We start from the raw sequence: 12449 nt of genomic DNA, 5'->3' as shown, positions 1-12449 counted from the left end.
TTTGTTATCTGTCCCGCATACAGCGTGATAGAATGTAGCACCTTCTTTACAGTCTAAAGGGTTGCTAAGGTTTCAGCGGGTCTAGTCCCTCCACCTTTCTTGATAACTTATTTTCAGTGAGTTAATGAACTGTAACAAAGAAAGGTCACTCTGCAGTGAAATACAAGGAAATTGTCCACTTTTTAAACCTATTCAGTGGGGAAAAGTGCGGTAATTACGAGAGATGAATACCGCACTCCCGATGTTGTAAAACCTTGGTAGGATCAAAATAATCCATTTCATTAGGGAGCTGAAACTGTTTCAGATAAATCCTTAGTTGCATTTCAGAATAGTGATAAAAAGGACTCACCTTTAAAATTCCTTCCTTGCTAATGCTCAGTATATCCAGGGTATCGCGATACTGCGTCTGACCTTTACGGATATTGGCAAACCATACATCGGGCTGATGCTCTTTCATCGCACGTCGGAAGGGTTCTAATTTCACCTGCTCAGCAAAGTCGGCGTGTTTGGGATCATCAACTGAGGGTTCGCCCATTAATACGTCTCGCCTGGCACGGGTTTGTTTGGGCACGTAGATTCTCATATCGAGTTCTAACCGCTTCATCACCTTTTCGGCGTGCTTGTATGTGGCCACTGTATTGTAGCCCGTATCACACCAGATTACCGGTACATCACTTTTAACCTCCGTAACGGCATGGAGGAGTGTAGACGAATAAGGTCCGAAGTTTGTAGTAAGTATTGGTCTTCTCGCATATTCCAGGGCCCAGGCAATTATTTCTTCAGTTGGAATACCTCTGAATTGAGCATTGAGATGTTCCAGATGTTTTTCCGTAAAAATCATGAAAATTTAGGTTCAGTAGGATTTGATACTTAGCCCATTGTTTTAATAGGATAACCAAAAGTACATTTTCTATCTTATCTAATAACCATCAATCCTAATAAATATTCTATTTACCCTACAATTTTACTAGATTAATAAAAACCAGACTAAATAATTAAAAATATTACAGTAAGATGGAGAATTCTGTCAGGTATCTTTAGGACAAAAGATCGGCAAGGGTGGTATGCCGATAGACTTCAAGGGCACTATCCCTGACTTTTAGCATCAGTTTATGTACGGAGCAGCTTTGTTCATCCGGGCAATCCTCACATTTTTCATAGAAATTAAGACTGACACAGGACACCATGGCAATAGGACCTTCCAAAACCCGCATCACGGTAGTCATAGGGATTTCAGAGGGGTCTTTGATGAGATAGTACCCACCTCCTTTTCCTTTTTTTGATCCGAGATAACCGGTTCGCCTCAGGGAAAGTAAAATGCTCTCCAGGAATTTTTGGGAAATATTTTCCCGATCAGCAATTTCCGCAATTGGGATAGGATCCTTTTTGTCTTGTTTTGCCAGGAAAGTCAGGGCTTTTAAGCCGTACTTGGTCTTTTTGGAAAGCATAAAGCTAAGATAGCGAAAAGTGCCGAATCCAACCTCAGCAGGATTTATCCAAAGCTCGGGAGATATCCCTGATAATGTCATCAATGTGTTCCAGGCCTACTGAGATCCTCACAAGGCCGGGACTGATACCACTCGCCTGCCGTTCCTCCTCGGATAGTTTACTGTGCGTCGTAGAAGCAGGATGGGTTACAATGCTACGCGAATCCCCTAAATTGGCTGAAAGGGAGAGCAATTCTATAGCGTCAAAGAACTTTTTTCCCGCCTCTGCACCACCACTTATCTCAAAGGCTACTACGCAACCTCCTGCCTTCATCTGTTTCCTGGCAAGGTTAAATTGAGGATGAGATGGAAGAAAGGGGTATTTTACCCAGTTCACTTGCTTTTGCTTCTCAAGATACTCTGCCAGTTTAAGTGCATTACTACAATGTCTGTCAATCCTAATGGCGAGGGTTTCGAGACTGCGTGAAAGCAGCCAGGCATTAAAAGGCGACAAAGCAGGACCGGAGATCCGTGCAAAACGATAAATCTTGTCAATCAGGTCAGCACGTCCAACAGTTATCCCTGCCAATACCCTTCCCTGCCCGTCCATGAGCTTTGTGCCCGAATGAATAACGAGGTCTGCCCCAAATTTTAAGGGTTGTTGCAAATATGGGGTAGCAAAACAATTATCTACAATAAAAAGCAAATTGTGTTTTTTCGCGAAATCTCCTAGTCGACCCAGATCCACAAGATCCACACCGGGATTAGTCGGAGATTCTGCGTAAATGACTCTGGTCGCCGGAGTTATCAGCTCCTCAAGAGTATCGAGATCTTCCAACTCAAAATACGTATGCGAAATCTTCCATTTAGGAAAAACTCCCGTGAAAAGGGAATGTGTTGAGCCAAAAATCCTGCGTGCAGAAAGGATGTGAGCACCACTTTCCAAAAGGGCAGCAAAGGTTGAAAATACGGCCGCCATTCCAGAAGCAAAGGCAAAACCAGCCTCAGCTCCTTCCATGGCACATACTTTATCGATCAGCTCAGAACTATTGGGGTTAGCGTACCTCGAGTAAATTGTTCTGTCTTTTTCCTCGGCAAAGGAAGCCCGCATATCCTCGGCATCCTCAAATACGAAACTCGAAGTCATGTAAATTGGAGAAGAGTGTTCCAAAAACGAAGATCGTTCCATCTGTATCCTAATGGCATCTGTCTCAAATTGGTTCTCATCTTTTTTCATGGGCTGCTTACTTGGATTATATTTTTTCCGCGATCCTGAGAATATCTCCCAATACCCCCCTCGCGGTTACTGCGGCTCCTGCTCCTGCGCCCTGTATTACCAATGGGTGTTTTCCATAGGACTCTGTATAGATTTCAATGATGGAATCTGAACCCTTTACCTGCCCCAGGCTGCTCTCTTCAGAGACCGAAATTAATTTCACTTCAAGAATCCCTTTATCTCTCTGCAAATCTCCATAAAGATCTCCCACATAGCGCAGAACCTGTCCTTGTCCCAAATCCTTCTTTTTCTTTTCCATCAGCGGATTCAATTTTGCAATTTGGGTTGCAAATTCCTCCTCGCTCAAGCTTTGTAATTCTTCCGGAATCAGATTTTCCACATTTACGTCTTTAATCTCATTACGCAGCTGCAGTTCACGTGCAAGGATCAGCAGTTTTCGGCCCACATCCATACCAGATAAGTCCTCTCGCGGATCGGGTTCAGTGTAACCCAGGCTCATCGCTTCGAGGACTACTTCTGAAAATGGGACATTTTTCTCTGAATACGTATTAAAGATGTAACTCAAGGATCCGGAAAAGACGCCTTTTATCCTGGTAATATTTTCCCCCGATAAGTGTAGGAGTTTAATGGTATCAATAAGGGGAAGACCCGCACCTACATTGGTCTCGTACAAATACTGTTTCTGAAATCGTCCCAACTCTTCCCGTAAGAGGTGGTAATAGTCATATCCAAGGGTATTCGCAATTTTGTTGGATGAGACCAGGTCGAAACCATTTTCGACAAAATCAAAGTAATGCGCTACAAAATCTTCACTTGCCGTGTTGTCTACAGCAATGAGGTTTTCCAAATGATGTTCTCTGGCAAAATCAAAAACCTCAGAAATTGAATACGATTTACCTTCTTCATCTATGTCCTTTTTCCAGTCGTTGCTGATACCATCTTTGTTGAGTAAAACGGTCTTAGAGTTACCAAGGGCAAAGACTCTTAGTTGAATGCCTTTCCTTTTTTCAATAGAAGCACTGGCGTTGAGGATCTGATCAAGAAGTGTTGCTCCAACATTACCGTGACCAAAGACAGCCAGATTAATTCGCTTACTCATCCCAAAGATCTGCCCATGCATCACGTTCAGCGCCTTGTGTAGATCTTCTCTTTTTACCACAAGGCTAATGTTCTTTCCAGTTACTGTATTATTAAACAAGAGCGGGATGACTTGATTTTTAATCAAGGCATTGTACGGTTTGTGGAAAGTACTAAGGTCCTGTCCTATAATAGAAATCACAGAAACGTCATCTATTATACTAATCGTGTGAATATCTTTCGATTCAAAGTCAGACTCGAACTCTTCTTTTAAAGCTCTGCGGGCATTATTCGCATCTGAGGCATTTACTAAAAGTCCTATCCCCCGTTCGGACGAACCCTGGGAAATAATACTAACACTGATATTACTCCTTCCCAAGGCTCGAAAAATCCGTGCATCTACTCCTGCTTTACCCAACAACCCCCTGCCCTCCAGATTGATCAAGGCCTCATGATCTAGTACAGACAGCGAACGAATACCATCCCCTTCCGAATACGCACTTATCAAGGTACCTTTATTCTCCCGGTTAAAGGTGTTTAGGATTCTGAGCGGAATGTTTTTCTCAAGCAAGGGAATGATCGTCTTTGCGTGGAGAATAGTTGCGCCAAAATTGGCCAGTTCATTGGCCTCGGCATAGGACAATTTATCAATCCGCCTGGCTTCGGGTACCCATTTGGGATCTGCGGTATAGATCCCGTCAACATGGGTATAATTATGTAGTTCTTCGGCATCGAGAAAATTTGCCAAAAGTGCAGCGGTATAATTACTCCCGTTCCTGCCCAGGGTTGTTGTCTCTCCCTTTTTTGTAGATCCGATAAACCCTGGTATTACAGGTGTGACGCCAGCCTTCAGGGACTGGAAAAGCTCCAAAACCCTAGCTCTCGACACCTCATCGTAGACATTCGCATTTCCGAAGTTATCATCGGTAATGATCAACTTTCTGGAATCTATCCATTTCGCCTCTATCCCTTTTCCAATCAGCAACTTTGCGATCAACTTTGTAGAAATGAGCTCTCCAATAGCCAAAACCTGATCCTTGATTTTTGAACTGTAGTCGCCTAGCAGGGTTACTCCTTCCAGTAGCTGCACCAATTCCCTGAATTGATCTGATAAGTCTACGTTTTTAAAACTGTGCCTTTGATAGCTTTCGAATTTTTCAAATTCCTTTTTGTAATCCTCGCCTTTGGCGGCAAGTTCCAGAATATTGACCAATTGGTCCGTGGCCAATTCACGGGCCGATACCACCACCGCAATCTTTTCTCCCGCATTAACTTCAGATACAACAATTTCGAGAACCCGTTCTATCCCTTCGCCATTGGCCAGAGAATTTCCTCCAAATTTCAATACCTTATAGTGACGGGAGCGCTGGTTCTGATTAAATATAGGCTCGAGGAGTTGAACCATTTGCTCAAATTCAATAAGAAAGGCATCATGTCCGTGGAGGGATTTTATTTCCCCGTAGGTTACATTGCTTCTGGCCTGGGCCATTTGTTTGTAAGTATCCTTGTCCTCATTGGCTGAAAAAAACAGGTCAGAATCAACCCCGATGATATGGATATTCGTCTTGCTTTGACGTAGGTTCCTAAAGGCTTCATCACCGCTGCGGGTGATATCTATGGTCTTTAAGAGTTGATTGGTAAGTTTGTAGGCCGATAATTGAAAACGCTCCTGTAATTTCCTTCCGTGATGCAGCAACCAGCTCTCCACATTAAAAACATTGAGTTCTTCGTTGGTACTCCTCGCAAAGCGTTCTTTAAACGATTCCGGTGTTCGGTAGCAGAGCATGGCATGCATTCGGGCGTCGTGTACCGGATTTTTTGAATTGACCAGGAACTGTTCCTGAATCTGACAATTGGCTATCAGCCAATCAGTGGACTTCCAATCTGATGCCACAGGAATAAGATGCGATGTTATTTCCGGATCTAGAGCTGCCATTTCCCAGGCTATGCCTCCTCCCAAAGATCCGCCTATGATCGCATACACTTTTTTGATCTCCAGTAATTGGAGTCCGTTCAGGAAAATTCTGGCAATATCCCCGGCCACAAAATCCCTGTAATTCTCAATCACAAAGCCATCATAACCGTTCCCGGGAATATTAAAGCAAAGCACTGTATACTTATCCGTATCGATACATTTCTGTTCGCCCACCAAATCCGTCCACCATCCCTCAGGTCCACAGACATTTGAATTTCCCGTAAGGGCGTGATTTACCAAAACGATGGGTGCAGAATGCAAGGGTTGTCCAAATAACTGATAGGAAAGCTGAATATCCTGAGTAACACCACTCAAGGTGGTATACCCAGGAATACTCAATTGCTTTAATCCTGCTGTAACCTTCATTTCTCGAACTTAAATTCTCCTTTTACATTCCATTGCAGTATTAATTTACTGAGCTTTAAGCCAATACCGACTTGCCAATTTTTGCAAATGCGCTTTCAAGGTCAGTTGTTAAATCTGCCAGATCCTCAAGGCCAACAGACAGTCTGATAAGGTCCTTGGTCACCCCGGTAGTAAGCTGTGCCTCATCATCTAATTGCTGATGTGTTGTACTTGCCGGATGGATGATGAGTGACTTTGTATCGCCGATATTCGCCAAAAGAGAAAATACCTCGGTTGTATCGGCAATTTTCTTAGCTGATTCATAACCGCCTTTTACTCCGAATGTAACTATGCCACTTTGTCCCTTAGGCAGATAAGCCTCGGCAAGCGGGTAGTACTCACTACTTTTCAATCCGGGATAATTTACCCAGGTCACTTCTTTTCTGCCTTCTAACCACTTGGCCAGGGCCAGGGCATTTTCGCTGTGTTTTTTAATTCTTACTTCAAGGGTTTCAAGACCCTGAATAATCTGGAAGGCGTTAAACGGACTCAGACAAGCCCCGTGATCGCGCAGTCCTTCAATACGAACTTTGGCAATAAAGGCAGCAGGCCCAAGGGCATCGTGGTATACCAGACCGTGGTAGCCGGGAGAAGGTTCAGTAAATTCCGGAAACTTCCCGCTAGACCAGTCGAAGGTACCGGCGTCAATAATGGCTCCCCCTAAGGCAGTTCCATTGCCATTGATGTACTTCGTCAAGGAATGGATCACAATATTAGCTCCGTGTTCAATTGGATTTAATAGGGCCGGAGTCGCAACGGTATTGTCTACTATAAATGGGATCCTCGCTTTTTTAGCCTCAGCGGAAATGGCTTTCAGATCGAGCACATCCAGTTTTGGGTTCCCCAGCGATTCCACAAAAATCGCCCTCGTATTTTCCTTCACTGCTTTTCCAAAATTTGAAGGATCTGAAGGATCCACAAAGGTAGTTTTGATCCCCAGCCTGGGCAAGGTAACACTCAACAAGTTGTATGTGCCTCCGTAAAGGCTGTTGGAAGCCACTATATGGTCTCCGGCTTTGAGTAATACCAGGAGGGCAGTGTTGATCGCTCCTGTTCCGGAAGCCGTTACTACTGATGCGATACCCCTTCAAGAGCAGCCAGGCGTTGCTCCAGGATATCGTTCGTTGGATTGTTGATCCGGGTATAGATATTCCCGAATTCCGCAAGGGAAAACAAATTGGCCGCGTGGTCCGAATTGTCAAACACATAGGCTGTACTCTGATAAATCGGGATGGCTCTGGTGCCCCCGTGCACTTTGGTGTCGTGACCTGCATGTAATGCTTTGGTCGAAAATTTCTGATCGCTCATGATTTTAGTTTTTTTATTTGTTAAACATGAAATAAAAAAGCCAAACCACACCACAGCTGTCGTTAGCTGAGGTACAAATCAAAAAAGTTAAAAAGAAAGAAAAATTACCGATGGTAATAGGTCTGTGTTATCTGTCGCGTATATGACGTGATAGAATGTAGCACCTTCTTTGTTTCTGACACAAAGGGTTGCTAAGGCTTCAAAGGGTCTAGTCCCTCCACCTTTCTTGATAACTATTCAATAAGAGTTTGAACTTTGAATTGGTAAATATAGGAAGGGAATTTTAAAAATTCCTAATTATCCTACTAAATTTATATGTTAAAAGCTTCCTGTACCTGCTTAACCCTGTCTAGTTTCTCCCAGGTAAACAACTCTACTTCTCGTTTGATACGCCCGTTATAAGGGGATTCGAATACTTTCGTAACCATCTCAGGTTCTTTCCCCATATGGCCATAGGCTGCTGTTTCAAGGTATATGGGATTTCTCAATTTGAGGCGTTCTTCGATAGCAAAAGGCCTGAAATCGAACAATTTAGCAACGATTTTAGCGATTTCCCCATCGGTCATCTTCACTTTAGTGGTACCGTAGGTATCCACAAATATTGAAGTGGGTTGTACCACCCCAATGGCATAACTAATCTGAACAAGAATTTCATCTGCAACGCCGGCGGCTACCAGATTTTTAGCTGCATGGCGAGCGGCATAGGCTGCACTTCGGTCTACCTTACTCGGATCTTTACCGCTAAAAGCACCTCCACCGTGTGCCCCTTTGCCCCCATAGGTGTCAACAATGATCTTCCTTCCTGTTAAACCGGTATCTCCGTGAGGACCACCTATGACGAATTTTCCGGTCGGATTTATATGATACTTGATATCGTCAGTGAATAGCGTTCTGGTCTTTTCGGGTAACCTGTTTTTCACTCTCGGAATCAAAATAGACAGCAGATCGCTTTTGATGGTCTTTAGCATTTTCTGATCGTCCTCATCAAAGGGATCATGTTGTGTCGAAATAACGATAGTCTCAATTCTCAGCGGCGTGTTATCGTCTGAGTATTCAATGGTCACCTGTGCCTTGGCATCGGGACGCAAATAGGTGATTTCGTCATTTTCTTTCCGTAGCGCTGCCAATTCCTGAAGAATCTTATGGGAAATATCAAGGGCCAGCGGCATATAATTCTCAGTTTCTTTGGTAGCGTACCCGAACATCATCCCCTGATCTCCAGCGCCTTGTTCCTCTTTGGTTCCTCGATCTACTCCCTGGTTGATCTCTTTAGACTGTTCGTGGATCAACGAGATAATACCACAGGAATCCCCGCTAAACTGATAAGCACCCTCGGTATAGCCTATTCCGTTGATCACATCCCTTGTGATCTGTTGCAAGTCTACATAGGTATGGCTTTTCACTTCTCCGGCGAGAACTACTTGCCCGGTAGTGACCAGAGTTTCGCAAGCCACCTTGCTCTCTGGGTCGAACGCCAGGAAATTATCCAGCAAAGCATCACTGATCTGATCTGCGATCTTATCGGGGTGACCCTCACTTACACTTTCTGAAGTAAATAAATATGGCATACCGTTTTCTTAACTTTTGAGAAAGGATTCGATAAAATGCCAGGGAGAAGTTTACAATGCGCGAAATTCGGCAGAAACTGCTTTAGCATTTTTAGAGAGGTTGCAATCAGTCAAATCCGTCCTCTTCGTTAGTGGGCACAAAAGTACATATTTGGCATTGAAATAAAAATTTTTGGATGTCAAATTCTATTTTGTATTTCGTCCACTATTTTTTTTGATAGCCAAGATACTTTGTATATTGCTATCCTTTCAAAAACACATCAAAAGCCAAATACCAGGATCCTATGCACATTGCCGTTGCCGGAAATATCGGGGCAGGAAAAACAACCCTGACCGAATTACTTTCAAAACATTACAAATGGGAAGCGCATTTCGAGGATGTGGTGGACAATCCGTATCTCGACGATTTTTACACCCAGATGGAACGGTGGAGTTTTAACCTCCAGATCTATTTTCTAAACAGCCGATACCGTCAGATCCTGAAGATTCGCGAAAGCGGAAAGAATGTAATTCAGGACAGGACCATCTACGAAGATGCTCATATTTTCGCTCCCAATCTTCACGCCATGGGCCTGATGACAAACAGGGATTTTACTAACTATACCAGCTTATTTGAACTTATGGAAAGTTTGGTACAGCCACCCGACTTGCTGATCTACCTTCGCAGTTCCATTCCCAACCTCGTCAATCAGATACACAAAAGAGGCAGGGATTACGAAAACACAATTTCTATTGACTACTTAAGTCGGTTAAACGAACGCTACGAAGCATGGGTTCACGGATACGAAAAAGGAAATCTTCTGGTGATCGATGTGGATCATTTGGATTTTGTGGATGAACCAGAACACCTGGGAGAGGTCATCACAAAAATTGATGGAGAGATCCACGGTTTATTCTAGATTATAATTTATTTAATAATAAAAAGGCCGCTGAAATTCAGCGGCCTTTTTTATGAGATAAAAGTAAAGTCTAATTCTCTTCTACTTCTTTTTCAACTCTCTTTTTCATCTTGACCATTGTCCCATCATTTTCCTTATTCATGGCTTCTATCTGAGCTTCCACTTCTTCCATTGTGCCTGTAAATGTCTTTTCATCTACACTTTCTTCTCCATCTTTGGTAATTGTTGTAACTACCATGGCAGTAACCATACCATCTTCATTCTCTTCCATGCTCACTTTCACTTCCTTCTGCATCCTTTGTTCCATCTTTTCACCATCCATTTTCTCCATGTTATAAGAAGAAACAGAATCTGAGGACATGGCTATACTCGGCGCGATTACCAGTGCCACTACAGACATCAGTTTCAAAAGAATGTTAAGTGAGGGTCCTGAAGTATCCTTGAATGGATCTCCTACCGTATCTCCTACTACTGCAGCTTTATGTGCATCTGTACCTTTGCGGCCGTCAGCTTCGATCATTTTCTTGGCATTATCCCATGCACCTCCGGCATTCGACTGGAAGATTGCCATTAAAACACCTGCAGAAGTTACACCTGCCAATAGTCCTCCAAGCATTTCAGCACCACCAACAAAACCTATAACCACCGGTACTGCAATAGCTAAAAGACCTGGGAGTACCATTTCTTTAATAGAAGCTTTTGTAGAAATATCAACACATTTGTCGTATTCTGCATATCCATCCGCAGCATCAAAAATTGCCCTGTCAGCCTCAGAAGCTTTAGACATATCTGAATCGTGCTTACGCATCACTTCCAAAGCTGCTTTTAATTGGGGAATATCCCTAAACTGACGACGAACCTCTTCAATCATTGCCATCGCCGCACGTCCTACTGCGTTCATAGACAAGGCTGAGAATACAAAAGGCAACATGGCTCCAACTAATAAGCCAGCCATGATATCAGGTCTGGAAACATCAATAGTGTTTACGTTAGCAACTTTCATAAAGGCAGCAAACAAGGCCAGTGCAGTTAATGCAGCTGAAGCGATGGCAAAACCTTTACCGATGGCAGCGGTAGTGTTCCCCACTGCATCTAATTTATCTGTCCGCTCACGAACTTCACTGGGAAGCTCAGCCATTTCTGCAATTCCACCGGCATTGTCAGAGATAGGGCCGTAGGCATCAACAGCGAGCTGGATGCCCGTATTGGCCAGCATTCCTACTGCTGCGATGGCAATTCCGTAGAGCCCGGCAAAGTGATGAGAAACTAATATGGCCGCAGCGATCAGAATAATCGGTACTGCTGTAGACATCATCCCCACACCAAGACCTGCTATGATGTTGGTGGCTGCACCTGTTTCAGATTGTCGTACAATGGCACTTACAGGTTTAGTACCCGTTCCGGTATAATATTCAGTAATCTTCCCTACACCTAGTCCGGCTACCAATCCAGCGATGGTTGCCCAGAATACACCTATAGCTCCAAATGGCAAGCCTTCAACTGTATCAGGAATCATGGCGTGAATAATAAAATAAGATGCGATCACCATTAAACCGGCGGAACCAAATTCACCTATATTCAAGGCCGTTTGCGGATTTCCTCCTTCTTTTACTTTTACAAAGAAGGTTCCTATAATTGACATTATAATTCCAACTGCTGCCAATACTAAGGGTAAATAAACAGCACCAAGACCATCTAGGTCGGGAGTAAATATATAAGCTCCCAAAACCATGGTTCCGATGATAGAGCCCACATAGGATTCAAAAAGATCGGCTCCCATTCCGGCCACATCCCCAACGTTATCTCCCACGTTATCAGCAATTGTAGCTGGGTTCAGTGGATGATCTTCAGGTATTCCGGCTTCAACTTTTCCAACCAGATCGGCCCCTACATCGGCAGCCTTTGTGTAAATACCTCCGCCAACACGTGCAAAAAGGGCAATGGATGATGCCCCCAATGAAAATCCGGATAATACATTTAATACTAATGAAACATTATCTGCACCAGGCCAGATGTTTTGATAGATCATAAAAAGACCACTAAGACCCAGTACTCCTAAACCAACTACTCCAAGGCCCATAACAGATCCACCTGCGAAGGCTACTTCAAGGGCATTCCCCAGAGAAGTTCTCGCTGCTTGCGTTGTTCTTACGTTGGCTTTGGTTGCTACTCGCATACCTATAAAACCTGCCAAGGCTGAGCAAATGGCACCTACACCGAAAGAGAGTGCCACCATTCCATTAGATCCGACTTCATTTTCCCCTTTGAAATAGAGAAGTATTGCAACGGCAACCACAAAAATTGATAGTATTTTGTATTCGGCCTTTAAAAAAGACATCGCCCCATCGGCGATATTTTTAGCGATCCTTGCCATCTTAGCATCTCCCACTTCTTGCTTGGAGACCCATATATTTTTTACGAAGACAAACAGCAAGGCTAATACACCGAATGCTGGTAATAGGGTTACAATTAGTTCCATATTGATTTGTTATTTATCTGTTAAAACGGCTGCAAAAGTAGTAAAACCGTTCTGAATATAAAAGCAAATATTTG

General features: G+C 43.6%; 7 protein-coding genes, 1 pseudogene and 2 riboswitches. Of the genes and pseudogenes, 1 reads left to right on the top strand and 7 read right to left on the bottom strand.

All coding sequences use genetic code 11. The features are described from left to right. Position 1 precedes the first annotated feature (1 nt). Positions 2-109: riboswitch (SAM riboswitch) on the bottom strand. A gap of 105 nt (positions 110-214) precedes the next feature. The 6 genes and pseudogenes from EQY75_RS01750 to metK form a co-directional block, all read right to left on the bottom strand. Continuing rightward, positions 215-841: a phosphoadenosine phosphosulfate reductase domain-containing protein gene (locus tag EQY75_RS01750; protein ID WP_129602318.1), complete on the bottom strand. Its 627-nt coding sequence runs from the start codon at positions 839-841 to the stop codon at positions 215-217. Positions 842-1037: 196 nt separating this feature from the next. After that, a complete protein-coding gene (locus EQY75_RS01745; protein WP_129602316.1) occupies positions 1038-1448 on the bottom strand; it encodes an RrF2 family transcriptional regulator in 411 nt (136 codons plus the stop codon). Between the two features lie 34 nt (positions 1449-1482). Next, positions 1483-2664: a trans-sulfuration enzyme family protein gene (locus EQY75_RS01740; RefSeq protein ID WP_129602314.1), complete on the bottom strand. Its 1182-nt coding sequence runs from the start codon at positions 2662-2664 to the stop codon at positions 1483-1485. 16 nt (positions 2665-2680) lie between these two features. Beyond that, positions 2681-6082 carry a bifunctional aspartate kinase/homoserine dehydrogenase I gene (thrA, locus tag EQY75_RS01735; protein ID WP_129602312.1) on the bottom strand — a complete coding sequence of 1134 codons (3402 nt, stop codon included), beginning with the start codon at positions 6080-6082 and terminating at the stop codon, positions 2681-2683. A 55-nt stretch (positions 6083-6137) separates the two neighbouring features. Then, positions 6138-7429: pseudogene (locus EQY75_RS01730) on the bottom strand (O-acetylhomoserine aminocarboxypropyltransferase/cysteine synthase family protein). A gap of 124 nt (positions 7430-7553) precedes the next feature. Further along, positions 7554-7665: riboswitch (SAM riboswitch) on the bottom strand. 75 nt (positions 7666-7740) lie between these two features. After that, positions 7741-8997, bottom strand: a complete 1257-nt coding sequence (gene metK, locus EQY75_RS01725; RefSeq protein ID WP_129602310.1) for a methionine adenosyltransferase — start codon at positions 8995-8997, stop codon at positions 7741-7743. A 284-nt stretch (positions 8998-9281) separates the two neighbouring features. Here metK and EQY75_RS01720 point away from each other — a divergent pair, with 284 nt between their 5' ends. Continuing rightward, complete coding sequence (locus EQY75_RS01720) at positions 9282-9896, top strand: deoxynucleoside kinase (RefSeq protein ID WP_129602308.1); 615 nt, start codon at positions 9282-9284, stop codon at positions 9894-9896. A gap of 70 nt (positions 9897-9966) precedes the next feature. Here the strand turns inward: EQY75_RS01720 and EQY75_RS01715 are convergent, their stop codons facing one another. Next, on the bottom strand, positions 9967-12375 hold the full coding sequence (locus EQY75_RS01715; protein WP_129602306.1) for a sodium-translocating pyrophosphatase: 2409 nt from the start codon (positions 12373-12375) through the stop codon (positions 9967-9969). Positions 12376-12449: the final 74 nt, after the last annotated feature.

Source organism: Muriicola soli, assembly GCF_004139715.1.
In the GTDB taxonomy this organism is placed as follows: Bacteria; Bacteroidota; Bacteroidia; order Flavobacteriales; family Flavobacteriaceae; genus Muriicola; species Muriicola soli.
The sequence above is the reverse complement of the archived record's forward strand: the minus strand, read 5'-3'. Positions and strand labels throughout refer to the sequence as shown.

What these genes read in the sequence shown, in the direction of transcription:
- metK (WP_129602310.1), bottom strand. Translation starts at nt 8,997, where the DNA reads ATGCCATATTTATTTACTTCAGAAAGTGTAAGTGAGGGTCACCCCGAT.
- EQY75_RS01750 (WP_129602318.1), bottom strand. Translation starts at nt 841, where the DNA reads ATGATTTTTACGGAAAAACATCTGGAACATCTCAATGCTCAATTCAGA.
- EQY75_RS01720 (WP_129602308.1), top strand. Translation starts at nt 9,282, where the DNA reads ATGCACATTGCCGTTGCCGGAAATATCGGGGCAGGAAAAACAACCCTG.
- EQY75_RS01715 (WP_129602306.1), bottom strand. Translation starts at nt 12,375, where the DNA reads ATGGAACTAATTGTAACCCTATTACCAGCATTCGGTGTATTAGCCTTG.
- EQY75_RS01740 (WP_129602314.1), bottom strand. Translation starts at nt 2,664, where the DNA reads ATGAAAAAAGATGAGAACCAATTTGAGACAGATGCCATTAGGATACAG.
- EQY75_RS01745 (WP_129602316.1), bottom strand. Translation starts at nt 1,448, where the DNA reads ATGCTTTCCAAAAAGACCAAGTACGGCTTAAAAGCCCTGACTTTCCTG.
- thrA (WP_129602312.1), bottom strand. Translation starts at nt 6,082, where the DNA reads ATGAAGGTTACAGCAGGATTAAAGCAATTGAGTATTCCTGGGTATACC.